General features: G+C 73.9%; 20 protein-coding genes. 9 read left to right on the top strand and 11 right to left on the bottom strand.

Features of this window, described 5'->3' with window-relative positions:
* Positions 1-43: 43 nt before the first annotated feature.
* Entirely contained in the window at positions 44-787 is a 744-nt protein-coding gene (locus tag CCE02nite_RS08395) for a response regulator (RefSeq protein ID WP_141389207.1), read from the bottom strand.
* Positions 784-2,355, bottom strand: a complete 1,572-nt coding sequence (locus CCE02nite_RS08390; RefSeq protein ID WP_141389206.1) for a sensor histidine kinase — start codon at positions 2,353-2,355, stop codon at positions 784-786. Before CCE02nite_RS08390 ends, CCE02nite_RS08395 begins: the two co-directional genes overlap by 4 nt.
* Positions 2,356-2,460: 105 nt before the next feature.
* Here CCE02nite_RS08390 and CCE02nite_RS08385 point away from each other — a divergent pair, with 105 nt between their 5' ends.
* The gene (locus tag CCE02nite_RS08385; protein WP_031316534.1) at positions 2,461-3,144 is read left to right on the top strand and encodes a response regulator transcription factor; all 684 of its coding nucleotides are present in this window, start codon (positions 2,461-2,463) and stop codon (positions 3,142-3,144) included.
* Positions 3,145-3,187: 43 nt separating this feature from the next.
* Entirely contained in the window at positions 3,188-4,522 is a 1,335-nt protein-coding gene (locus CCE02nite_RS08380) for a sensor histidine kinase (RefSeq protein WP_141389205.1), read from the top strand.
* 30 nt (positions 4,523-4,552) lie between these two features.
* Here the strand turns inward: CCE02nite_RS08380 and CCE02nite_RS08375 are convergent, their stop codons facing one another.
* Positions 4,553-5,077 carry a GtrA family protein gene (locus CCE02nite_RS08375; protein WP_255318728.1) on the bottom strand — a complete coding sequence of 175 codons (525 nt, stop codon included), beginning with the start codon at positions 5,075-5,077 and terminating at the stop codon, positions 4,553-4,555.
* A 137-nt stretch (positions 5,078-5,214) separates the two neighbouring features.
* On the opposite strand from CCE02nite_RS08375, the gene CCE02nite_RS08370 reads away from it, so the two are divergent.
* Positions 5,215-6,456, top strand: a complete 1,242-nt coding sequence (locus CCE02nite_RS08370; protein ID WP_141389204.1) for a 5-(carboxyamino)imidazole ribonucleotide synthase — start codon at positions 5,215-5,217, stop codon at positions 6,454-6,456.
* A complete protein-coding gene (gene purE, locus CCE02nite_RS08365) occupies positions 6,453-6,971 on the top strand; it encodes a 5-(carboxyamino)imidazole ribonucleotide mutase (RefSeq protein ID WP_141389203.1) in 519 nt (172 codons plus the stop codon). Before CCE02nite_RS08370 ends, purE begins: the two co-directional genes overlap by 4 nt.
* A gap of 92 nt (positions 6,972-7,063) precedes the next feature.
* Here purE and CCE02nite_RS08360 read toward each other — a convergent pair whose 3' ends face one another.
* Positions 7,064-8,512: an LCP family protein gene (locus CCE02nite_RS08360; protein WP_141389202.1), complete on the bottom strand. Its 1,449-nt coding sequence runs from the start codon at positions 8,510-8,512 to the stop codon at positions 7,064-7,066.
* 4 nt (positions 8,513-8,516) lie between these two features.
* A complete protein-coding gene (locus CCE02nite_RS08355) occupies positions 8,517-9,806 on the bottom strand; it encodes an LCP family protein (protein ID WP_255318727.1) in 1,290 nt (429 codons plus the stop codon).
* Between the two features lie 145 nt (positions 9,807-9,951).
* Between CCE02nite_RS08355 and CCE02nite_RS08350 the strand changes: the two genes are divergently transcribed.
* Genes CCE02nite_RS08350 through CCE02nite_RS08340 form a run of 3 tightly spaced genes read left to right on the top strand, consistent with a single transcriptional unit; the run spans position 9,952 to position 13,245 of the window.
* Positions 9,952-11,424, top strand: coding sequence for a CDP-glycerol glycerophosphotransferase family protein (locus CCE02nite_RS08350; protein WP_141389200.1), 1,473 nt, complete (start codon positions 9,952-9,954; stop codon positions 11,422-11,424).
* 10 nt (positions 11,425-11,434) lie between these two features.
* Complete coding sequence (locus tag CCE02nite_RS08345; protein ID WP_141389199.1) at positions 11,435-12,418, top strand: glycosyltransferase; 984 nt, start codon at positions 11,435-11,437, stop codon at positions 12,416-12,418.
* Positions 12,415-13,245, top strand: a complete 831-nt coding sequence (locus tag CCE02nite_RS08340; protein ID WP_141389198.1) for a glycosyltransferase — start codon at positions 12,415-12,417, stop codon at positions 13,243-13,245. The genes CCE02nite_RS08345 and CCE02nite_RS08340 overlap by 4 nt, the downstream gene beginning before the upstream one ends.
* A 16-nt stretch (positions 13,246-13,261) precedes the next feature.
* Here the strand turns inward: CCE02nite_RS08340 and CCE02nite_RS08335 are convergent, their stop codons facing one another.
* Positions 13,262-13,657, bottom strand: coding sequence for a DUF2304 domain-containing protein (locus tag CCE02nite_RS08335; protein ID WP_141389197.1), 396 nt, complete (start codon positions 13,655-13,657; stop codon positions 13,262-13,264).
* Between the two features lie 16 nt (positions 13,658-13,673).
* On the bottom strand, positions 13,674-14,405 hold the full coding sequence (locus tag CCE02nite_RS08330; protein WP_141389196.1) for a glycosyltransferase family 2 protein: 732 nt from the start codon (positions 14,403-14,405) through the stop codon (positions 13,674-13,676).
* A 154-nt stretch (positions 14,406-14,559) separates the two neighbouring features.
* Here CCE02nite_RS08330 and CCE02nite_RS08325 point away from each other — a divergent pair, with 154 nt between their 5' ends.
* Entirely contained in the window at positions 14,560-17,463 is a 2,904-nt protein-coding gene (locus CCE02nite_RS08325) for an FG-GAP-like repeat-containing protein (protein ID WP_141389195.1), read from the top strand.
* Between the two features lie 44 nt (positions 17,464-17,507).
* Here the strand turns inward: CCE02nite_RS08325 and CCE02nite_RS08320 are convergent, their stop codons facing one another.
* Complete coding sequence (locus CCE02nite_RS08320) at positions 17,508-19,532, bottom strand: SpoIID/LytB domain-containing protein (RefSeq protein ID WP_141389194.1); 2,025 nt, start codon at positions 19,530-19,532, stop codon at positions 17,508-17,510.
* A 170-nt stretch (positions 19,533-19,702) separates the two neighbouring features.
* On the opposite strand from CCE02nite_RS08320, the gene CCE02nite_RS08315 reads away from it, so the two are divergent.
* Positions 19,703-20,764: a hypothetical protein gene (locus CCE02nite_RS08315; RefSeq protein WP_141389193.1), complete on the top strand. Its 1,062-nt coding sequence runs from the start codon at positions 19,703-19,705 to the stop codon at positions 20,762-20,764.
* Here the strand turns inward: CCE02nite_RS08315 and CCE02nite_RS08310 are convergent, their stop codons facing one another.
* The 3 genes from CCE02nite_RS08310 to pseB are packed head-to-tail and all read right to left on the bottom strand — an operon-like array spanning position 20,765 to position 24,323.
* Positions 20,765-22,207, bottom strand: coding sequence for a lipopolysaccharide biosynthesis protein (locus CCE02nite_RS08310; RefSeq protein ID WP_170227259.1), 1,443 nt, complete (start codon positions 22,205-22,207; stop codon positions 20,765-20,767).
* Positions 22,204-23,352, bottom strand: a complete 1,149-nt coding sequence (gene pseC, locus CCE02nite_RS08305) for a UDP-4-amino-4,6-dideoxy-N-acetyl-beta-L-altrosamine transaminase (RefSeq protein WP_255318726.1) — start codon at positions 23,350-23,352, stop codon at positions 22,204-22,206. The genes CCE02nite_RS08310 and pseC overlap by 4 nt, the downstream gene beginning before the upstream one ends.
* Complete coding sequence (gene pseB, locus CCE02nite_RS08300) at positions 23,349-24,323, bottom strand: UDP-N-acetylglucosamine 4,6-dehydratase (inverting) (RefSeq protein ID WP_255318725.1); 975 nt, start codon at positions 24,321-24,323, stop codon at positions 23,349-23,351. The genes pseC and pseB overlap by 4 nt, the downstream gene beginning before the upstream one ends.
* Between the last annotated feature and the right edge of the window lie 28 nt (positions 24,324-24,351).

Here is a 24,351-nt window from a genome sequence, read left to right as displayed (position 1 = left end):
ACGGGTCCGGGGACCGGTGGGGCGCCGACGGGACGGGCGGGAGTCAGACGCCCGGGCGGACCAGACCCGTCTCGTAGGCCGTGACGACGGCCTGGACGCGGTCGCGCGCACCGAGCTTGGCGAGGATGCGGCCCACGTGCGTCTTGACCGTCGCCTCGGCGACGAACAGGTCGCTCGCGATCTCGGTGTTGGACCGGCCGCGCGCCATGAGGACGAGGACCTCGCGCTCGCGCTCGGTGAGGCCCTCGACGGCGGCGTGCGCGGGGGAGTCCTCGACCTGCTCGGCGGGCAGCGCGGTCACCAGGTGCTCGAGCAGGCGCCGCGTGGAGGACGGCGCGATGACGGCGTCGCCGCGGTGGACCGTGCGGATCGCGGCGAGCATCTCCTCGGGCGGCGCGTCCTTGAGCAGGAACCCGCTCGCGCCGGAGCGGATGGCCTCGAGCACGTACTCGTCGAGGTCGAACGTGGTGAGGACGATGACCTTGGGCGCGTGCCCGCCGTCGGCCGCCGCGGCCGTGAGCCGGGCCGTCGTCTGGAGCCCGTCGAGGTGCGGCATGCGGACGTCCATGAGCACGACGTCGACCGGGTGGTCGGCGAGCAGGCGCAGGGCCTGGAGCCCGTCCCCCGCCTCGACAGCGACGGTGAGGTCCGGCTGCGAGTCGATGACCATGCGGAAGCCCGCGCGCACGAGCTGCTGGTCGTCGACGAGCGCGATGCGCACGGGCTCGAGGGGCGCGAGCGGGTCTGCGGCGTACGCCCCGTCCGGGACGGGGAAGGCGTCGGTCATGGTGTCCTGTCGGTCGGTCGGTCGAGGGCCGGGTGCGAGGAGCCTGGCCCGACCGGCGGTGGCGGTGGCAGCGGGGTCGTCGCGGCGGACGGGCGGCCCGGAGCCATCCTGCCCGACGGCGCGGGCGGCCGTCCGGGGCCGGGCTGTCCCGAGGCCCGGGGGAAGGTGCCGGGCCCGGGCACGGGCGCGGCACCCGGCAGGGCGGGCACGGGGATGCGCAGGTGCACGCGGAAGCCGCCCCCGGGACGCGGGCCCACCTGCACGGACCCGCCGAAGAGCGCGGCGCGCTCGCGCATGCCGAGGACGCCGTAGCCGCCGGGCCGGGCGTCCTGGCGCGCCGCGGCGGACGTCGACGCGCCCCGCCCGTCGTCCTCGACCTCCAGGTCCAGGGTGGCGGCGCCCCACCGCACGACGACGGTGACCTCCGGGTCGGGACCGGCGTGCTTGAGCACGTTGGTCAACGCCTCCTGGCACACGCGGTAGACCGTGAGCCCGGCCCCGGGCGGCAGCGGACGCGCCTGGCCGACGCGGACGAACGACACGCGCATGCCGCTGTCGCGCACCTGCGCGACGAGCGTCTCGAGGTCCGCGGTGTCCGGCTGGGGCGCGCGCTCGAGCGCCGCCGTCGCGGCGCTCGCGGGCGCCGGGTGCCCGGGTGCGGCGGGCCCGTAGGGCGAGCCGTCGGGCGGTGTCCCGGCGCCGCGTCCCGACGGCAGCGCGAGCGTCCCGGACGGCCCGACGGCGGCGCCCGGGGGCACGACGACGCGCGGCGGCTCCGACCGGAGGACGCCCAGGAGCCGGCGCATGTCCGCCAGCGCCGCGCGGCCGGTCTCGGACACGGTCGCGAGCGCGCGCGTCGCGGCCTCGGGGTCGTGGGCGGCGGCGTACCGGCCGCCGTCGGCCTGGGCGATGACGACGGAGAGGGAGTGGGCGACGATGTCGTGCATCTCCCGCGCGATGCGGGCCCGCTCGGCGGCGGTCGCGATCTGCGCCTGCTGGTCGCGCTCGACCTCGAGCCGTTCCGCGCGGTCGACGAGCGCGGCGATCGTCTCGCGCCGGGATCGGCGCACGAGGCCGAACGCCCACACCGCGAGGAAGGTCATGCCACCGAACGCGGACGTGAAGAAGACCATCGTCGCGAGGTCGGCGAGACGACCGGACAGCAGGCCGAGCGCGACCCCGAGGACGACCGCCCCGACGAGGGAGGACACGATGGCCGTCCGGTGCGCCCAGCGGGGACCGTAGACCGTGACGGAGTAGAGCGCGACGAGCACCGCGAAGTCGGCGGGGAAGATCACGAGGTAGCCGGCCAGCAGGTGCACGAGCGCGACGGAGTACACCGTGATCGCCGACGCGAGCGGGCGGGAGCGGCGCCAGGGCAGCGGGGCGAGGAGCAGCAGCGCCCAGAACGCGGCCCACCCGCCGCTCGTGCCGCCACCGCCCCCGCCCATCGACGTGAACGCCGCGGACGCGGGCACGAACACGACCGCGAGGACGAGCGTGACGGTGAGGTCCACACCGAACCGGTGCTCGTCGGACCACTGCCCGAGTCGCTCGTACCATCCCATGCGTTCCAGCCTAGGCAGAGGGCGGCGACGGGGCGTCCGACCAGGGTCGCAGAGTTCACGAGACACGATGGGACCGAAGTCGTACTGATGCCCTAGCATGAGCGAATGACCCACGTACTGCTAGCGGAGGACGACCCGGCGATTGCCGAACCTTTGGCGCGCGCACTGACACGTGAGGGTTACAACGTCGTCGTCCAAGGAACTGGTCAAGGGGCGATCGACTCTGCGAGCGGTGCGGACATCGTGGTGCTCGATCTGGGCCTTCCGGACATGGACGGCCTCGACGTCGCGCGCGAGATCCGTCACAAGGGTCTCACCACCCCGGTGCTCGTGCTCACCGCCCGGGCCGACGAGGTGGACCTCGTCGTGGGCCTGGACGCCGGTGCCGACGACTACGTCACGAAGCCGTTCCGCCTCGCCGAGCTGCTCGCCCGCGTGCGGGCGCTCCTGCGCCGCTCGCACGGCGAGCAGGTGGACGAGGAGGAGCTCGCCGCGCAGGACGTGCGCATCGACGTCTCCGCGCACCGCGCGTTCCAGGGCGAGCGCGAGCTGCACCTGACCACCAAGGAGTTCGAGCTGCTGCGCGTGCTCGTCGCGAGCGCGGGCTCGGTCGTCGTGCGCGACGCCCTCATGCGGGACGTCTGGGGATCGGAGCCGGTCGGCTCGACGAAGACGCTCGACATGCACGTGTCGTGGCTGCGCCGCAAGCTCGGCGACGACGCGAACGCGCCGCGCTACATCTCGACCGTCCGCGGTCTCGGCTTCCGTTTCGAGACCGGCGAGAGCTGACCGACCCCGGCCAGGGGACGAGGACACGGGAGCGAGGAGCAGCGTGCGGCGTCGGATGCTGCAGGCCACGGTGGCGGCCGTGGCCGTGGCCGTCATCCTCCTGGGCTTCCCGCTCGCGTTCTACGGCGCGCGGTTCGTGCTCCAGGGCGAGGTCGACGACGTCACGTCGCGCGTCGAGCGCCTCGCCCGGTCGATCGACGCCCGGCTCGCCGCCGGTGACGAGATCCCGGACTACGTCATCGAGGACGCGGTCCAGCCCCGTGCGAGCGACCCGCCGGCCCAGGTCTACGTCACGCTGCCCGACGGCACCGTGCTCACGGCCGGCCCGGAGGTCACCGGACGCGGGATCGAGCAGCCACTGCACTCCGAGTCGGGTGCGCTCGTCACGCTCACCGTCTCGTACTGGGACGCCTACCTCCGGGCCGCCCAGGTCGTGCTCCTCGTCGTGGCCGCCGCCATCGTCGCGTTCGCGGCGGGCATCGGCATGGCGGTGTGGCAGGCCAACCGCATCGCCGCGCCCCTGGTCTACCTCGCGGCCTCCGCCGAGCAGCTCGGCTCGGGGCAGGTGCGCCCGCGGCTCGAGCCGTCAGGGGTCGAGGAGATCGACCTCGTCGCCGCCGAGCTCGCCCGCAGCTCCGACCGCCTCGCGGGGCGCCTCGCCGCGGAGCGCCAGTTCGCGGCGGACGCCTCCCACCAGCTCCGCACGCCGCTCACGGCGCTCAGCATGCGGCTCGAGGAGATCTCGATGGCCTCGGACGACCCGGCCGTGCAGGAGGAGGCCCGGATCTCGCTCGAGCAGGTCGAGCGCCTGGTCGGCGTCGTCGACGACCTCCTGGCGTCCTCGCGTCGCGCCCAGGGCGGCACGACGGAGGCCGTGAACCTGCTCGACGTCGTGCACCAGCAGGAGGAGGAGTGGGTCCCGACGTTCACCAAGGCGGGGCGCGAGCTCGTCGTCGACGTCCCCGCGGAGTACCAGGTGCTCGCGACGCCCGGGGCGCTCGCGCAGGTCCTGGCGACGCTCATCGAGAACTCGCTCAAGCACGGCGGCGGGACGACGACGGTCCGCGCGCGCCCGTCCGGCACGAGCGGGGCGATCGTCACGGAGGTCTCGGACGAGGGCGCCGGCGTCCCCGACGAGCTGGCGCCGCGCATCTTCGAGCGCGAGGTGACCTCCGGTGCCGGGACCGGCCTGGGGCTCGCGCTCGCGCGCGACCTCGCGGCGTCCGACGGCGGTCGGCTCGAGCTCGCGCAGCGCCGTCCTGCCGTGTTCGCGCTCTTCCTCGCGGGTGTGCCGCGGCGCCTGGACCCGCGCATCGTCCTGCCGACGGGGGTCGCGGTCTCCGCGCACGGTCGGCGTCGCCGTCGCCGCCGCGGCTGACGCCCCGCTGCTCGCGCTGCGACGGGCCCGTCAGCGTGCCGCGACGTCCTGGGGCGCGGCGGGGGCGTCCTCCGCACGGTCGCCCGTGAACACGAGGCGTCGGTACGCGACGTAGCGGAACGCGGTGCCGAGCGCGAGCCCCACGACGTTCGCCGAGACGTTCTTGGCGAGCGGGGACGTGAGGCCGAGCGCGTACGTGGAGATCGCGAGGCAGCCGACCGCGATGAGCATCCCGCCGACGTTGACGACGACGAAGGCCGCGAGCTCGCGACCGCGCGCCTGGGTGCGGCGTGCGGAAAAGGTCCAGTACCGGTTGCCGACCCACGCGACGAGCGTCGCGACCGTGACGGACACGATCTTGGCGGTGAGCGGCTTGTGCCCGAGGAGCTCGCCCGGTCCGAAGCTGAGCAGGTTGAACAGGCCCAGGTCGACCACGTAGGCGACCGCGCCGACGGACCCGAACTTCGCGAGCTCCCGCACGCGGGCGAGGACGCGCTCGCGGCGCGGCAGGGCCGCCGCGTCCGCCTCCGCTCGGCGGTCCAGGTCGCTCGTCACCCCACGAGGCTACCGGGCGCTCCTGAGCGTCGCCCGGGTGCCGCCGCCCGCCCCGGGGTGGGCCGGCCGACGGCCGAGGCGTCCGGCACGCGGTCGTCGCGTGGACCCGTGGCGCCCAGGCACTAGGGTGGGTGCACGTGGCAGCCCCAGTGATCGCCGTGGTCGGCGGAGGACAGCTCGCACGCATGATGGCACCGGCGGCCGGAGAGCTCGGCGTGCACCTGCGCGTGCTCGTGGAGGCCCCGGACTCGTCCGCGGCCCAGGTCGTGGTCGACGCCCCCGTGGGCGTCGCGTCCGACGAGGCCGCGATCCGCTCCCTCATCGCCCCCGCGGGTGCGACCCCGGCGGACGTGCTGACCTTCGAGCACGAGCACGTCCCGAACGCGCTGCTCACCGACCTCCTCGAGCACGGCACGCCCGTGCGTCCCGGACCCGACGCGCTCGTGCACGCGCAGGACAAGATCGTCATGCGGGGGCGGCTCACCGAGCTCGGTGTGCCGTGCCCGCGCTGGGCCGCGCTCCCCACCGCGCCCGACGCCGCGCGTACGGCTCTCGCGGACTTCCTCGCCGAGGTCGGGGGCGAGGCCGTGGTGAAGACGGCGCGCGGCGGGTACGACGGCAAGGGCGTGCGTGTCGTGTCGGTCGCCGAGGGCGGCGCCGAGCAGGTCGCAGAGTGGATCGAGGCGGCCGCCGCGGGTGGCCCCGAGCTGCTCGTCGAGGAGAAGGTGCCCTTCACGCGCGAGCTGGCCGTCCTCGTGGCGCGCCGCCCTTCCGGGGGGATCGACGGTCGCGGCGAGGTCCGGACCTGGCCCGTGGTCGAGTCGATCCAGCGCGACGGCGTGTGCGCCGAGGTGATCGCGCCCGCGCCCGGGCTCACCGTCGCCGAGGCGGAGCGCGCACGCGACGCGGCGGTCCGGATCGCCGAGGGTCTCGGCGTCACGGGCGTGCTCGCCGTCGAGATGTTCGAGGTCGCGGGCGAGGACGGGCCGCGCGTGCTGGTCAACGAGCTCGCGATGCGCCCCCACAACTCCGGGCACTGGACCATCGACGGCGCGGTGACGAGCCAGTTCGAGCAGCACCTGCGCGCGGTGCTGGACCTGCCGCTCGGCGGCACGACGGCCAAGGCGCCCTGGACCGTGATGGCGAACGTGCTCGGGTCGACGCTCGCCGAGCTCACCGACGCGCTGCCTGCCGTCCTCGCCGCCTTCCCCGACGCGAAGGTCAACCTGTACGGCAAGGGCGTGCGCCCCGGGCGCAAGCTCGGGCACGTGAACGTGAGCGGCGACGACCTGGACGAGGCCCGGCGCCGGGCCCTGGCCGCGGCCGCGATCCTGCGGGGCGAGGACCCCGAGGGCACCCCGAACGAGGAGCGAGCATGAGCGAGAACCCTGTCGTCGGCATCGTCATGGGGTCGGACTCCGACTGGCCCGTCATGGAGGCCGCGGCCGACGCGCTCGCCGAGTTCGGCGTGCCCGTCGAGGTCGACGTCGTCTCCGCGCACCGCATGCCCGTCGAGATGATCGAGTACGGCCGCACCGCGGCCGAGCGCGGCCTGCGCGTGATCGTCGCGGGCGCCGGGGGAGCGGCCCACCTGCCGGGCATGCTCGCCGCCGTGACGCCGCTGCCGGTGATCGGCGTCCCCGTGCCCCTGCGTCACCTCGACGGCATGGACTCGCTCCTGTCGATCGTCCAGATGCCCGCGGGCGTCCCCGTCGCCACGGTCTCCGTCGGCGGGGCGCGCAACGCGGGCCTGCTCGCCGCGCGCATCCTCGCGGCCGGCACGGACGACGACGCCGCGCGCCTGCGGGACCGGATGGTCGCCTTCCAGGCGGACCTCGGTGACCAGGCGCGCGCCAAGGGTGCCCGCCTGCGCGCGTCGCGCTCGGGCGTCTAGGAGCCCGCGCGCGTCCGGCGAGATCGGCCCGTACGTCCGCATCGACACCGGCCGTCGATGCGGACGTCCTGCGCGCCGAGTCGTCGCTGACGCTACTGCGGGAGCCCGCCGACCTGCCCCGCGGGCAGGTTGCCGTCCCGGATGTCGACCCAGAACGTGCCGACGGTCTCGGGGTCCAGCTGCACGGTCGACCCGACGTTGCCGCCCGGGCGGAAGTCGGGGTTCGAGATCGGCGGCGTGCCGGTGATGCCCTCAGGTCCGTTGGCCTTGCGGAACGCGAGGGCGAGCTTGCCCAGGTCGATGATGCCGGTGCTCTGGTCGACCGTGAGCGAACCGAGGCCGGAGTCCAGCAGCGAGACCTGGTCGCCGGGGCGGAACAGGATGCTCGGGTTCGCCGCCTTCGAGCTGATCGCGCCGATCACCTGGCGCTGGCGCTCGGCACGCCCGATGTCGCCCTGGGGGTCCGAGTAGCGCATCCGCGAGAAGGCGAGCGCCGTGTGGCCGTCCGCGACGTGGCAGCCAGCCGTCCAGACGAGCTCGCTCTTCGGGTCGTCCACGTCGTAGTCGAGGCACAGCTCGACGCCGCCGACGGCGTCGACGATGCCCTCGACCCCGCCGAACCCGACCTCGACGTAGTGGTCGACCGTGAGTCCGGTGAGCTGCTCGACGGTCTGCACGAGCAGCGGCGGGCCGCCCCACGAGTACGCCGAGTTGAGCTTGCTCGCGCCGTTGCCGGGGATCTCCGCGTAGGTGTCGCGCGGGAGGCTGATGAGCGCGACCGGGCCGCTGGTCGGGGCGTGCAGGACCATGATCGTGTCCGTGCGCGCGCCCTCGGTGCCGTCCTCGCTGATGCCCTCGCCGCGCGCGTCCGAGCCGGCGAGGAGGTAGGTGTTCCCCGGGGTGCTGGGCGCGCCGGAGAGAGCCTCGACGTGCTGGATCTTGCCGTTGGCCCAGATGAGCAGACCCACGGGCCACGCGAGGAGCGCGACGATCACGACGCACGCGACGAGCCCGACGACGCGGCCCTTGCGGACGCGGAAACCGCCGCCGCCGGTCCGGGGCGCACCCGCGCCCGACGGCGGTCGCCCGCTCCCATCTCCGGCTCGGCCGCTGCTCGGGCGGGGCGCGGCGCCCGGACGGCTCCGCGTCGTCGCCGGCACGGCCTGGGCGCCCGCGTGGGGCGACGACGAGACGCGCTGAGGCGTCGCCGTCGCCTGGCGGGGGTGGCGGGACGGCGCGACCGACGGAGGGAGCGCCGACGCCGCGGCGTCCGCCCGCGGGCGGGTGCCGCGCGCGGGAGGTGCCGGCGGGGGAGTGCCCTTGCGTGCGGGGGTCACGGGGATCTCGCGGGACGACTGGCGCTTGATGCGCGGCTCGAGGCGCACGGCGTCGTCGGGCACGGCGGGCCGAGGCCGCGACGGGGCGCGTCCGCTGTTGCCCACCGCGATCGCGTCGTCGACGGACGACGGTCGTGGCGCACGACCACCCTGGGGTGTGAAGCTCGGGGGGAGCGACCGGGGGTCGCGCGACGGGTCGGTCATGGCGTCACCCGCACTGCGCGGTCTCGTCGGCGGCGGAGAACGCCTCCTTGCCGGCGTCCTTCGTCTGCACGGGGGCGGGCTCCGAGGAGGCGTCGTCCGTCGGCGCGTCCGCGCCGGCCCGGGACGGCGGCTCGGTGGCCTCGACGGCGTCGCCGGACCCGTCTGCGGTCCCGTCGGCGGCGGGTGCGGGCGTGACGATCGGCTCGTCGGCGCGCACCTTCGCCCACAGCTCGTCGGCCTCTGAGGTCCAGACGACCTTCGCGTCGGGGTCCTGCGGGTCCGGCGCGTTCGGAACGGTCATGAAGGTGATGTTGCCACTGGTCGCGCCCTTGAGGCTGAAGGCGAGCCCGGCGAGGCTCGGGATCGACGAGAGGTTGTCGCTCATGGTGAGCGACTTGGTGCCCGCGTCGACGAACCCGTAGATCTGACCGAGGTCCGAGAGCACGTTCTTCGAGAGCACCTGGTTCACCGTCGCGGCGAGGAGCTGCTGCTGACGGCCGATGCGGCTGAGGTCCGACCCGTCGCCCACGCCGTAGCGGGCCCGCGCGAACCCGAGCGCCTGGGCGCCGTCGAGCGTCTGCATCCCCGCCTCGAGCTTGAGGTCCGCCTTGGGCGAGTCGATCGCCTCGGGGATGCAGATGGGGACGCCGCCGATCGCCGTGACCATGTTCTGGAAGCCTGCGAAGTCCACCACGACGAACCCGTCGACGAACACGTCGGTGAGGCTCTCGACGGTCGTGATCGTGCAGGCGGCGGCAGAGTCGACGTCGCCGCCGACGGTCGCGCCGTTGGCGAACGCCGCGTTGAACCGGGTGTTCGCGGGTGCGGTCGTCCTGCCGCTCGTCGTGTTGCACGCCGGCACGTCGACGCGCGAGTCGCGCGGGATCGAGACCATCTCGACGCGCGAGCGGTCCGCGGAGACGTGCACGAGGATCGTCGTGTCCGAGCGCATGCCCTCGACGCCCTCGACCTCGTGGCCGTTCTCGCCCCCGCGCTCGTCGGAACCCATCACGAGGATGTTGAGCGGCTTCCCGGCGTTGGGGTCGTCCGGGTCGGGCGTCGACGGCGCAGGACGGTCCTCGACCAGGTCGAGAGCGCTCGACCCTGAGATGTTCCCCACGATGCTCGACACCGCGGCCGCACCGCCCACCACGCCGAACGCGAGCACGGCGGTCGCGACGAGGCCGACCGTCCGGACGGCGCCGTGCGTGCGGAGCGCCCGCGCGTGCGACGGCCCGCGCGACTGCCGGTCGGCAGCCGCGGCGCGAGCCTGGGCACGGGAACGAGACGTCACGGGCATCGAGCATAGGCCGCGTGTGCGAGGCCACGGCGCGGGCCGGGGGCGTGCGGGGTGGAGGAGTTGTGTGGGCTACTGTGCGTCCACGACATCGGACGCTGTCGATGCTGGCCAGTTCGACGGAGAGTGAGGTCAGGACGGTATGCCTGCGCCATGGAACTACCTGCGGACCGTGCGATCGCTCGCGCACCGCATCGTCCACATCGACGAGACGACGTCGGCGGCGTACACGCGTTCCGAACGGCACGAGGCAGAGCTCGCCGGACTCGTCCGCGAGGTGGCCCGCCTCTCCGAGAGCCTGTCCCGCGCCGAGAAGGACAGGGCGGCGCGCGAGAAGGTGCTCACCTCGGCGCTCGCCGAGGTCCGCGACTCCGTCCATCTGGTCGCGCGCCGAGGGACGCTGGAGCGCCCCACGACCAGGGTCGTCTTCCTCGTGCACCACATCGAGGCGTGGGACAGCTATCACGAGCTCTACCGGCTCATGAGCGAGGCGCCCGACTTCGACCCTGTCGTCGTCTCGTTGCCGCGCGACTTCGCCGACAGCGGGACCCTCCGCGACGAGGACGTCGTCCATCGAGGGCTCGCCGAGCGGGGCGTCAGCCACGTCCGCGCCGCCGTCGAGAACGTCGACGACGTGGGCCGGCTCGTGAAGACCCTCGCGCCGGACGTCATCTTCCGCCAGTCCCAGTGGGACGAGGACATCGACCCCGCGCTGTCGACGCCGGCTCTGAGCCATGCGCGCCAGTGCATCGTCTCCTACGACACCATGAACCTCGTGGAGAACGTGCCGGCGGCGACGACGCGCAACACGGCGGTCGACAGCGAGCTGCACCGGACGGCGTGGCTCGCGTTCTGCGCGAACGCCGACATGCTGGAGGCGGCACGTCGCGACAACCTCCTCGGGGGTGCCCGGTTCCGCGTCGTCGGCCACCCCAAGGCGGACCAGCTGCGCCGGGCGGAGCCCGCGTGGCCGGTGGTGGGGACCTCGGCGGGCCGCCCCCGCGTCGTCTGGTCCTCGCACCACTCGATCGGCGACGGCTGGACCCGGTTCGGGACGTTCCCCGCGATGGCCGAGGACATGCTCCGGTGGGCGGAGTCCGGTGAGGTTGAGATCACGTGGATGCCGCACCCCGCTCTCGTGCCGTACATCTCCACGCCCCGCTCGCCGTACCGACCAGAACAGCTCGAGGACTGGCTCGAGCGCTGGGAGCGGCTCGACAACACCGCCGTCTTCACGAGCGGGTACTACGCCCCGCTCCTCGCGGCCTCGGACGTGATGGTCACCGACGGCCTGAGCATGCTCATCGAGTTCCAGGTCTTCGAGCGACCGGTGGTCTTCGTCGAGCGCGAAGGTCACCGACCGTTCACCGGCATCGGGGAGAAGGTCGTCGCGGGCACCCACCGGGTCGGCCACGCGGGGGCGGCGCGTGCGTGCGTCGAGTCCCTCCTGCGCGACGGCGACCCGCTCCTCGGCCGCCAGCGCGAGATCGTCGCGGAGCTGTTCGGGGCACCCGGGTCGGCGGTCCGCATCCTCGAGGTCCTGCGAGACGAGATCGCGACCGAGCGCCGCTCGGCCACGGCTCGGGCAGACGTCGTACCCGTGCAACTCGGGTAGCCTGCTCGCCGTGCCAGCAGATCCGAGTGCCGCGTCCGAAGCCCCCCGCGTCGTCGCGGTCGTCGTGGCGTACAACCGCCGTGACCTGCTGGTCGCGGCGCTCGACGCCCTCGCCGCGCAGACGCGCCCCGTCGACCGCGTGGTCGTCGTCGACAACCGCTCGGACGACGACTCGGCCGTCGTCGCCGCGGAGCACCCGGTCGGTGCCGAGGTCGTCGAGCTGAGCCGGAACACGGGGGGCGCCGGCGGCTTCGCCGTGGGTCTCGCGCACGCCGTCGACGTCCTCGACGCGGACCTCGTCTGGCTCATGGACGACGACACGATCCCCACCCCGGACGCGCTGCGGGCGCTCCTCGAGGCGCGGGACGAGTACCCCGGCCCGGTCGCGCTCCTGGGCAGCCGCGTCGTGTGGCACGACGGGCGCGACCACCCGATGAACACGCCCCGGGTCCGTCCCGGGGCGTCCGGGGCCGAGATCGCCGCCGCGCGGGCGGCGCGCGCCGTGCCGGTGCGGTCGTCGTCGTTCGTCTCGATGCTCGTGGACGCACGCGCCGTGCGGCACCACGGGCTCCCGGTCGCGGACTACTTCATCTGGAACGACGACTTCGAGTACTCGGCGAGGCTGCTGCGGCGCGGGACGGGGCTCTCGGTCCCGGCCTCCGTCGTCGAGCACCGCACCAAGGCGTTCGGCTCGACCGACGCCGACCCCGGCGAACGCTTCTACTACGAGGTGCGCAACAAGATCTGGATGATCACCCGGTCGTCGTCGCTCGACCCCGTCGAACGGCTCCTGTACAGCGGGGCGAGCGCGCGTCGCTGGGCCCGCACGTTCCTGCGGAGCGAGCGCCGTGACGTGCTGCTGCGCGCTGGGGCGCGAGGACTGCGGGACGGCGTGCTGCGCGGCCCCCGCCCGTCCGCACAGGTCCTCGACGGGGCCGGGGCCGAGGCCCGTTCCGTCGCGGCGGTCGACGCGGGAGCGGCGGGAGCACGGTGACGTCCTTCTCCGTCCTCCTGCCGGTCTACCACCGCGACGACGTGGCGTTCCTGCGCCGCTCCTTCGCGTCGGTCACGACGGAGCAGGAGCTCGCCCCCACGGAGGTCGTCGTAGTCGAGGACGGCCCGCTCGGCGAGGCCCTGGACCACGCGCTCGACGCGCTGGAGGCGGGGTCGCCGGTCCCCGTGCGCCGTGTCCGGCTCCCGCGGAACCGTGGGCTCGCCGTCGCGCTCGAGGAGGGCCTGGCGCAGTGCACGCACGAGATCGTCGCGCGTCAGGACGCGGACGACGTCAGCCGCCCCGAGCGGTTCGCTGTCCAGGTGCCCCTGGTCGACGGCGGTCTCGACATCGTCGGGTCGGCCATCGAGGAGTTCGAGGTCGACGAGCCGGCATCGGGCGCCGGCGCCGGCCTCGTCCGCGTGCCGCCGCTGAGCGCCGAGGAGATCGACCGAGCCGCGCGGTTCCGCTCGCCGTTCAACCACCCGTCGGTGGTGTACCGGCGCTCGGCCGTCGCGGCCGTCGGCGGGTACGAGGACCTGCCGCTCATGGAGGACTACTGGTTGTTCGCGCGCATGCTCGCGAACGGGGCCCGGGCCTGCAACGTCCCCGAACCCCTGGTCCTGTACCGCGTGGGCGCCGGCGCGTACGCGCGGCGAGGCGGGTCGCAGCTCCTGCGGTCCGAGCTGGAGCTCCAGCGCCGCCTGCACGGCATCGGGTTCACCACCACGCTCCAGGAGATCCGCAACTCCGTCCTGCGCGGCGGCTACCGCCTCGTGCCGGAGGTGCTGCGCCGCGGCGCGTACCGGGCGGACGCCCGCCGTCGCTGACGGGCGCCCGCGCGGGTCAGGACGGCTCGGTGCGGGCCTCGGCGACGGTCGTCTCCTCGAGCCGGTCGACCGACTCGTCGACAGCGGCGAGGCGCGCCTCCGCGAGGCTGAGCTCGCGCGTCAGCAGCGTGATCTTGCGGCTGAGCTGGTTCGAGCGACGGTGGCTCGTGGCGATGTAGCTGACGAACGCGATGACGAGCGCGTAGAGCAGGAGGTCGGTGCCACGGCCCACGCCGACCGCGTTGGCCAGCACCGAGAGAGCGTCGGGGAAGATGATCGCGAGCACGGCGGCCACGACGAACCCGGCGAGCAGGAGCCGCCGGATCGCCTGGTGCCGGGCGTTCGCGGTGGAGCGGGTGAGCATGACGGTCACGACGACGACCGCCAGGATGAGGATGACCTGGATCAGCACTGTTCTGGCTCCCCGCTCACTTGAAGATAAGGTCGACGAGGATGTTGACCGAGTTCCACACGGACTGGCCCTTTCCTCGCGAGTAGTCCGTGTACAGGACGTGCACCGGCGCCTCGCGCCACGGCAGCTTGCTCTTGGCGAGCTGGTCGACGATCTCGCTCGCGTGCGCCATGCGGTCCTGGGTCATATTGACGGCCAGGGCGGCGTCGCGACGCAGCACGCGCAGCCCGTTGTGCGCGTCGGAGAGCTTGAGGCCGGTCGTCGTGTTCGTGAACCACACGGCCGCGCGCAGGACCACTCGCTTGATCAGCCCCGGCTTGGTCCGCTCGTCGAGGAATCGTGACCCGAAGACGATCGCGACGTCCTCCGAGCGTGCGAGCTCGACCATGGCGACGGCGTCCGAGACCTGGTGCTGTCCGTCGGCGTCGAACGTCACGAGGTACGTCGCGCCGGGCTGCTCGCGCGCGTACTCGATGCCGGTCTGCAGCGCCGCGCCCTGCCCGAGGTTCACGGCGTGGCGCAGCACGATCGCCCCCGCCGCGCGCGCCTGCTCGATCGAGTCGTCGGAGCTGCCGTCGTCGACGCACACGATGTGCGGGAACGTCGGCAGGGCGTCGCGCACGACGTCGCCGATGACCGAGCCTTCGTTGAAGAGGGGGATGACGAGCCAGGCGTCGTCGACAGGAGCCGGAGCCACGGCGTCCGGGGCGTGGGCAACCGCGTGCCCACGCGTCTGTGGCGGATGCATGACCCCCATTGTGACAGTTCCCGGACCGCGGCACGCACGCCCGCGCGCAGGCGCAACTCGCGCGGATCGGGCGAAGCCGTGCCCATACTGGCGACCGTGGGCGAGCACAGGGGCGTCGCCCGGTCGGAGGTGACGCAGGGTGTTCCGGGTGCGCATGGCGACATCGGTCGTCGCAGGGGTCTCGGCATGGGTGACGATGGCGGTGGGCTCGGTCGGCCTGCCCGTCCTCGGCGGGGAGGCGGCGGCGTCGCCCGGGGGCGGAGCGGCGTCGGTGCCGCTCACGACGGTAGCTTCCGCGTTCGTCGCCGCCCAGGACACCGAGGGCGAGCCCGTCCTCGAGGAGGTCCCGCTCGAGCCCGACCCCGCGCTCGGCAGCCCGGACGCGTCCACGGCACCGGACGCGGTCCCGTTCGAGGGCGGCACTGCCGGTGACGGCACCGCCTCGTCCGACGTCGTCCTCGCCGCCGAGACGACGGCAGCCGGGGTGGTCGTCGTCGGCGTGACGTGGGAGCAGGGCTCCGCGCCGGCGGACCTCGCGGTCGAGATCCGCACGCGGTCCGCCGACGGGTGGGGCGTGTGGACCGCGCTCGAGGCGGACGACGCGGAGGCGGGCGAGGGCGACGGCAGCCCGCTCGCCGGCGTCCGGGACGGCACGGAGCCGTACCTCGCCGGCGAGGTCGACGCGGTCGAGGTCGCGCTGCGCCACGCGGCGGGGGACGGTCCGGTCGACGCGCGCCTCTCGGTGGTGGGCACCGCGTCGCCCGACGCGGCGGCGGGCACCGACACCGGCGCAGACCCCGGGACGACGGAGCCGGGCACGTCGGACGTCGAGTCCCCGATCGATGCGAGCCTCGGCGCGGAGGCGCTCGGAGAGGTGAGCCAGGTCTCCCTCGACGTGCTCGGCGCCGACGCCTCGACGGTCGGGACCTCGACGGAGGCCGCGCCCACGGGGGCGGGGGTGGCCGGGGCGGCCCTCGCTGCGGCCTCGTCGCCGCGACCGACGATCTTCAGCCGCGCGCAGTGGGGCGCGGACGAGTCGATCTCGACGTGGACCCCGCAGATCGGCAAGGTGGTCGCCGCCACGGTGCACCACACGGCGGGCACGAACAGCTACACCTCGGCCCAGGTCCCGGCGTTGCTCCGGGGCATCTACACGTATCACGCGCAGTCGCGCGGTTGGGGCGACATCGGCTACAACGTGCTCGTCGACAAGTTCGGACGGCTCTGGGAGGGCCGCAAGGGTGGGCTCGACCGCGCCGTGATCGGCGCGCACGCGTCGGGCGTGAACTCCGCGGCGTTCGGCGTGTCGTTCCTGGGCAACTACGACACGACGGCGGTCCCGACCGTCGCGATCGACGCCGCGGCTCGGGTCATCGCGTGGAAGTTCGCGCTCCACGGTGTGACCGCCGGTGCCTCCACGGTCATCAACGGGCAGCGTCTGCAGACGGTGTTCGGCCATCGTGAGGTCGGGCAGACGTCCTGCCCGGGGCGGTATCTGTTCGCGCGCATGCCCGAGCTGCGGTCCAAGGTCAAGGGGCTCGAGGGCGACACCGCCTCTCGGGCCTACGCGCCGCGCGACCTGTCGGGCGACGGCTTCGCGGACCTCGCGCTCCGCGGCTCGTCGTCGGCAGACCTCGCGGCAGCGTCCGGTGCAGGCTGGCGACCTCCGACGTCCGTCGGCATGGGCTGGACGGGATCCCGGACGATCGGCGCGGGTGACTGGACGGGCGACGGGCTGCCCGACCTCATGCTGGTCGACGCGAGCGGTCGGCTCTGGCTCTACCCGGGCCGCTCCGACGGGGGATGGGCGGCCCGGCGAGCGATCGGGAACGGCTGGCACGTCATGACCCTCGTGACCGGCGGGCACGACTGGGACGGCGACGGTCGACCCGACCTGCTCGCGCGGCACACGGACGGCAGCCTCTACCTGTACCCGTCCGACGGCAGGGGCGGCTTCGAGCCGCGTCGCCGCGTCGGCTCGGGGTGGCAGTCCATGGCTGCCGTCGCCATGACGGGCACCCTCGCCGACGGCCGCCCCGCGCTGGTCGCTCGCAGCGGGGTCACGCTCTACCTCTACCGCGGTGACGGGAGGGGCGGTTTCAGCGGCTCGCGCACCGTGGTCGGCACCGGCTGGCAGACCATGACCGCCATCGTCGGCGTGGGCGACATGAACGACGACGGCCGGAGCGGCGACCTCGTCGCGCGCGACACCGCGGGGCGCCTCTTCCTCTACCCGGGGACGGGCACGGGCGGGGTACGGGGCCGGTCGCAGATCGGTGCCGGCTGGCAGTCCTTCTCGGGGATCGTCTCGGCGAGCCGGTCGGGCCGCGGTCAGGACCTGTACACCGTGCGCTCGGGGAACGGCGAGCTCCTCCGCTACTCCTACCAGGGTCAGGGCGACTTCCAGCGCGTCGTGGCGACGGGCGTCGCCGGTGGCTCCGGCGTCGCGGAGCTCGTCCCGACGGGCGACTTCGACGGCGACGGGCGTCGTGACCTCGTCGTGCGCCGCACCGACGGCGACCTCTACCTGCACCGCGGGACCGGCGGCGGCCGGTACGCCGCATCAGGTACCCGCGTCGGCACGGGGTGGCAGGTCATGCGCCAGGTCGTCGACGGTGGGAACTTCCTCGGTGACGGGAACCCCAGCCTGATCACGCTCGATACGAGCGGCCGGATCTGGCTGTACCCCACGACGGGGACGGCGCGCTTCGGCGCGCGGGTCCTCCTCGCGTCCGGCGTGTCGAACGTGGACATGATCGTCACCGCGGGGATGTGGTCCGGCGGACGGGTCCCGGACCTCCTCACACGCGACTCCCGTACGGGCGACCTCCAGCTGCGGCGCGGCAACGGGGCTGCGCTCCTCGGCAACCCCACGACGATCGGCACGGGGTGGGGCGGGCTGACGCGCGTCGTGGGCGTCGGCGACGTGGACGGTGACGGCAAGCACGATCTCGTCGCGAGCCGGCCGGACGGCACGCTCGTGCTCTATGCCGGGAACGGCTCGGGCGGCTTCTACCCCTGGCGCACGTACGGGTCGGCCAGGGCCCCGATCTCCTGAGCTCCGGGCAGGGGGCGCCGTCGCCGGCGTCCCCTGCCCGGTGGTCACAGCAGGCGGTCGTACACGGTCCAGCCCTGGCCGATCGCGCGGCGCGGGGAGAACGCGTTCCCGTTCCACGGGTAGAGGTACAGCGCGCCCGAGCCGTCGGAGGCCAGGACGTCGGGCCGGCCGTCGCCCGACCAGTCACCGTGCACGGTCAGGAGGCGCATCGTCTGCCAGCCGTTGCCGATGACGATCGCGCCCCGGAGCGTCCCGTCGCCGCGACCGCGGTACAGGAGCAGTCGGCCCGCGGAGTCGCGCGCGACGACGTCGGCCGTGCCGTCGCCGTCCATGTCTCCGGCGCCCACGACCGCGGTCATGATCTGCCAACCGCTGCCGATCGCGCGGCGAGCCGTGACCTTGCCGGTCCCGTCGCCCGGGTAGAGCCAGAGCGTGCCCGCGCCGTCCACGGCGAGGACGTCGGCGCGCCCGTCGCCCGTCATGTCGCCCGGAGACGCCAGGAACGCCATGACCTGCCACCCGGTGCCCACCTGCTGTCGTGCCGCGAGCCCGCCCGCGCGGTTCGACGGGTAGAGCCAGAGCACCCCGCCGCCGTCGATCGCGAGGACGTCGCCGTTCCCGTCGCCGTCGAGGTCGGCCCCGTCCGTGACGTGCCGCATGACCTGCCACCCGGTGCCGATGCGTCGCGCCGCGGTCGCGAAGCCGCCGGACCGGTTGCCCTCGTAGCTCCTGAGCTCGCCGGCGGGCGTGCGCGCGGTGAGGTCGGGCCGGCCGTCCGCCGTCGTGTCCGGCTCGAGCCGAGAGGTCCCGGTGACCTTCCACCACGCGCTCCGCAGGCCGAAAGCCGTCCGGAACGCTGCGCCAGTGACCGTCCTGGAACCTGCGGAACCCGCGAGCACGACGTTCTCGACCCTCCCGCCCCACTCACCCGGACCGGTCCTGCTCACCACGGTGACGGAACGCGGCGTCCCGATCGTCGGATATGCCGCGCGGATCTGCGCCGCCGTGACCCGCACGCTCCACGCGTGCACGGGATTGCCCTGTGCGTCCCACGGGTCCCGCTTGGCCACGAGGTACGGAGCGCTACCGGCTGCGGTCCATCCGCCGTTCGAGGCGCTGAACTGGGTGAAGGCCGGTGCGCCCCCGTAGTAGAGCGTGACGCCCGACGTCGCGGAGATCGCCGCGTCGGTCGCGGCTGCCTCGTGCGGGGTGACCGCCCCCGCCGCGCTGAGCGAGCGCACGCCCCGGTACACCTGGCACGCGGTGTCGTCGCACGTGTGCCACGCGCTCGTGGGTCGGGCGGCGCGGTTCTGGGCGGCGTACGTCCGGGCCGCGACGGTCTGGGCTCGCAGGGCGTTCGCAGGCCAGCTCGACGGCATCTCCGCAGGCACGACCGACCGCAGGTAGTCCTCCATGCGCACGGCGTTGACGGAGGCGAGGCCGGGGGCGGCGCCGTCGGCCACGGCGCGCGCGGACCCGCGGTACTCGCGCCGCGAGCCGTCGGGCAGGACGACCTGGACGGTGGACGCGGGCGACGTCGACAGCGAGATGAAGCCGGGGGACGCGCTCTGGGACCACAGACGCCACGTCGACCCGACGAGCCCGAAGAGCACGAAGCCCGTGTCGTTGGCGTTGCGCAGCACGCGCCACTGGCTGACGGTCGCCCCCGGGAACCCGATGCTCCTCGGCACGCCCCGTGCGTCGGACATGACCATGCCGGGTGTCGCCACGACGCGCAGGTCGTCATCGGTGTCGGACTTGAGCAGCACCCGGAGCTCGGTGCTCGCGACGGTCGTCGCCGTGGTGCCGGGGTAGTAGAAGTCGAGGATCTGCCGGTACGTGGAGCCGCCGGCGGCCGCGGCGCGCGCCCCGTACTGGGACATGCCGATGCCGTGGCCGTAGCCGCGGCCCGCGACGGTCACGATGCTGCTCGCTGTGAGCGTCACGCGCTCGGTCGTGGTCACCGACGCCTGTGCAGGTGGGCCGACCACAGCCAGCGGCGCGAGCAGCGCCGCGAGCAGGACGGCGACGAGACGGGATCCTCGTCGCCGGAGTCTGGTCATGTCCATGTGCACCGACCTCCCTCTTCCTCCAGCCAGGCTAGGCACGGCGTCAGGGGGCCGCACCCCGCACGCAGGACGGTCGGTATGCTGGGCGCGCGTCGTCCGGGAGCTGCTCGGGAGACGCGCCCCGTCCGTCGGCGCGTACGTCGACGCGTGCCCGGAACCGGAGAGGCTGGATGGAGTCCCAGAACCACTACTACGGTCACAGTCGCGCCTTCGCGCACTACCTCGGCGAGGACAGGCCGCGGCACATCGCCGGGCTCGTCCAGCACGGCTGGACGGCGCTCTCGCCGGTGACCACGCACTTCCGGGACTTCCCGTGGCTCGCGAGCCCGACGTACCGCGGACCCAACCGGCTCCTCGTGTGGAGCCACCGGTCGCGCGCGTGGGACCCGGCCTCGAGCGCACCGACGACGGCGGTCGGTGCCCCCTTCGCGTACGAGGCAGTGAGCCGCGGCCTCGAGAACGGGCCGCGAGGTGAGGGCACCGTGATCCTCCCGGTCCACGGGATCGAGACGCAGGCCATCTCCGGCGACCACCGCGCAGCAGCACGGCGGTGGTTCGATTCCGAGGGGCCGTCCACCGTCTCCATCTACTGGAGCGACGCGCGCGACGAGCGGCTCGTCGACGCCTACCGCGAGGCGGGCCACCGGTGCGTGACGCTCGGCGCCCGCACCGACCCCGACTTTCTCGCGCGGCTCGTCGGCCTGATCGCGAGCAGCGCCCGCGTCGTGTCGAATCGCCTCTCGACGCCCGTGGTGTACGCGGCGTGGCTCGGGCGCTCGGTCGGCGTGTACGGCGACCCGATGCTGCTCGACTCGGAGGACCAGAGCGCCCTCGAGCGCCTCGAGCGGACCTGGCCCGAGCTCTACGGGTACGAGACCGACGACGACGCAGCCCGCGCCGTCGCGACCGACGAGCTCGGGGCGGGAGACCTCCTCGCGCCGGACGCGCTGCGTCGCGCGCTCGGCTGGGAGCGCCGCCGCGTCGCGCCGTTCGCGCGACACTGGACCACGTCCCCGGTCGAGCGGGCCCTGGTCAACGTACGCCGACGGAGCGCTCCCGCTCCCGCAGCCCCGAAGCCTGTCGGCGGAGAGCAGAAGCCGGCCCCGGACTCGTCCGGGATCGACCTCGCGTGGCTGCGCGCCGCCACGTCGTACCTGCCCCGGCCCCTCGGCGGCGCGAGGGCGTCGTCGTCGCAGCCCATCGAGCTCGACGGGTCCGCCCCCGCGGCCTGACTATCGTCGGAGTGCGGTGCGCAGCGGTGCGAGGAGGACCGCTGCGGCGAGCAGCGCGACCGCCGCGCGGAGCACGGTCCACCACCCGGTCGTCGTCGGCAGCAGGATCGCCGCCGCGGCGCACGCGAGCACGACGACGAGCGTGATCGGAGCGAGCGGCGGTCGCCACGGGCGGTCCACGAGGACGGCCTGCGCGACGGTCGTGAACAGCGCGAGGAGCACGTACATCACGGCATACGACGCCCCGATCGCCACGAGCCCCCACACCGGCGCGGTGAGCACCGCCGCGACGATGCCGAGCCCGACGGCGGCCGGCGTGGAGACCGACAGCACGCCTGTCCGTCCGCGCACGAGGATGAGGTGGCTGCTCGCGAGGTAGTAGACGGAGGCGACGGCGGAGAACGACGCGAGGACCACGGCGGGCACCATCGCCTCGTGGTCGTACGTCGGCGGTGACGCGATCTGGACGAGCAGGGGCGCCGCGAGGCAGACCGCGGCGACGAGGGCGCCGACGACGCGGAGGATCACGCGCGTGGTGCTCGTGAGGCGCGCGTGGCGCGTCGCGGGCGGCTCCTTGTAGATGAGCGGGGCCCAGGCGTTGTTCAGCGCACCCGTGAGCACCGTCGCCCCCGCACCGAGCGTGAGGACGATGTTGGCCGTGCCGCCCGCGTCGAGCAGGCGGTCCGCGACGACCACCAGGCCCGCGATCGCGACGTAGATGGCGATCTGGTGCGGCACCGTCGGGGCTCCGAGGCGTAGCGCGCGCCGCAGGCCGGCCCAGCTCGTGTCGCGGGGGCCCGACCGCAGCGTCACCCACACGCCGGCCAGCGCCGAGAGCACGTAGCCCGCGGCGAGCGCGGCAAGGTACGCCGTGCCCGTGCGCTGTCCCAGGAGGACGATCACGAGGCCCACGGCCGGGCCGACGAGTGTCCCCCCGGCGGCGAGGAGCACGAAGGGCACCGGGCGCTCCGCGCCGCGCAGGTAGGCCTGGACGACGATCACGATGCCGCCACCGAGCGACGCGACGACGGCGAGGGCGAGCGCGGCGTCCCAGGGCCGGCCCAGCAGGGCCGGACCCCACACGGGACCGAGCGCGAGCGCGAGCCCCGCGATGAGGACGCTGATGAGCGAGGACTGGACGACCAGTCCCCGGGCACCGCGGGCACCCGCCTCACCGAGGATGTACTCGCGGGTGATCGCGGCCCCCATCCCGAGGGCGACGAGGATGACGCCCACCTGCACGACGACCGTCCCGAGCGCGACGACGTCGTACTCGCGCTGCGAGAGCAGACGCGTGATGAGGGGGATGACGACCAGCGAGGCGAGGGCCGGGGCCGCGCTCCCGGCGGTGTAGATCGCCGCGCGCGACGCGACTCGGCGAGGGCTGTCGCCCGTCGGCCCGGCCGCGGGCTCGACGCCCGTGCCGTCGTGCCCCGTGGTCACCGCGCGGTGGCGAGTGCGTGCCGCGTGGCGTGGACGACACGCTCGACGTCGGCGTCCGTCAGGCCCGGGAACATCGGGAGCGAGATCTCGCGCCGGTAGTAGTCCTCGGCGACGGGGCACTGGCCGCGCCGGTAGCCGAGGTCCTCGAACACCGGGTGCCAGTAGGCGGGGATGTAGTTGACCTGGACCCCGACGCCCTGCGCACGCAGCGACTCGAAGATCGCCCGGCGACGGTCGGCGGGAACGCGCAGCGGGTACAGGTGCCACGCGGGCGCGGCGCCCTCCGGTCGGACCGGGAGCTCCACCTCGTCGAGGTCGCGGAACGCCTCGTCGTACGCGGCCTTGACCTCGGCGCGGCGCGCGACGAACGCGTCGAGGCGCGCGAGCTGGCTCGTGCCCACCGCGGCGAGCACGTCGGGCAGCCGGTAGTTGAGGCCGAACGCGTGCACCTCCTGGTGCCACGGGCCTTCGTCGGGGTATCGCTGGGCTGCGCGGTCGCGCACCAGACCATGGTTCTTGAAGGATCGCGCCCGTGCGGCGAGCCCGTCGTCCGCCGTCACGACGGCACCGCCCTCGGCCGTCGTGAGGTTCTTCGTCGGGAAGAACGAGTACGTCGTGAGGTCGGCGAGAGAGCCCACCGGGTGGCCGTCGAGCGTCGATCCGATCGAGTGGGCCGCGTCCTCGAGGAACAGCAGGCCCTTGCGGTCGGCGAGGTCGCGGAACGCGGCCGCGTCCACCGGTACGCCCGCGTAGTCGACGCCCGTGACGACGCGCGTGCGCTCCGTCACCGCGGCTTCGGCCGCGCGGGGGTCGAGGTTGCCCGTCCCGGGGTCGACGTCCGCGAAGACGACCGTCGCGCCCTGCAGCGCGGCCGCGGCCGCCGTCGCGACGAAGGTCAGCGGCGTCGTCACGACCTCGTCACCCGGGCCGACCTCCGTGGCCGCGTACGCGACGTGCAGCGCGGCGGTGCCCGAGGTCACGGAGACCGCGTGCGGGACGCCGGCGCGGGCCGCGACGGCGGCCTCGAACCGCTCGACCTCGGGCCCGGTGGTCAGCCACTCGCTGCGCAGCGCGGCGACCGCGGCCTCGACGTCGGTCTCGTCGATCGACTGCCGACCGTAGGGCAGCATCGGCTCCGCGCTCACGACAGCTCGAGGAGCTCGCGGATGTCCTCCACGGAGAGCCACTGGTCGTTCGTGTCGGACTGGTAGGCGAACCCGTCGGCCACCGGCTCGCCGTCGGCCGGTGTCTCGTAGCCCCAGCCGCCCACGTACGGCATGACCACGTAGCGGTCGCCGAGACGCACGGTCCGTCGGGAGTCGTCCGGCGCGATCATCTCCTCGTGGAGCTTCTCGCCGGGCCGGATCCCGACCTCGTGCTGCGCGGCGCCCGGCGCGATCGCCTCCGCGAGGTCGACGACCTTCATGCTCGGGATACGAGGGACGTAAAGCTCGCCGCCCTCCATCATCTCGAAGGAGTCGAGCACGAACTTGACGGCCTGGGGCAGCGTGATCCAGAAGCGCGTCATGCGCTTGTCCGTGATCGGCAGCGACTCGCCCGCCTCGGCGAGGGCCTTGAACTTCGGCACGACGCTCCCGCGGGAGCCCATGACGTTGCCGTACCGGACCACGCAGAAGCGGGTCTCGTAGGCGGCCGCGTAGTTGTTCGCGCTGACGAACAGGCGGTCCGCGCAGAGCTTGGTCGCGCCGTAGAGGTTGATCGGGCTGGACGCCTTGTCGGTCGACAGCGCGACGACCTTCTTCACGCCGGCGTCGATCGCGGCCTCGACCACGTTCTGGGAGCCGGTGACGTTGGTCGCGATGTACTCGAACGGGTTGTACTCCGCGGTGTCGACCTGCTTGAGGGCCGCCGCGTGGACCACGTAGTCGACACCGTGCATCGCCCGCTCGAGGCGGCGGCGGTCGCGCACGTCGCCGATGAACCAGCGCAGGCGAGGGTCGTCGCCGAACTGTGCCCGGACCTCGAACTGCTTGAGCTCGTCGCGGCTGAAGACGACGATGCGGCGCGGATCGTGATTGTCGAGCACCTCGCGCAGGAACGCCTTGCCGAACGAGCCGGTGCCGCCCGTCACGAGGATCGATGCGCCAGTGAGCATGGACATACGGAACTCTTCCCGTCAGTCG

The organism is Cellulosimicrobium cellulans, from assembly GCF_006539945.1.
Lineage (GTDB): Bacteria > Actinomycetota > Actinomycetes > Actinomycetales > Cellulomonadaceae > Cellulosimicrobium > Cellulosimicrobium cellulans.
Note: the sequence above shows the minus strand (reverse complement) of the source record. Positions and strands in the feature narration are given on the sequence as shown.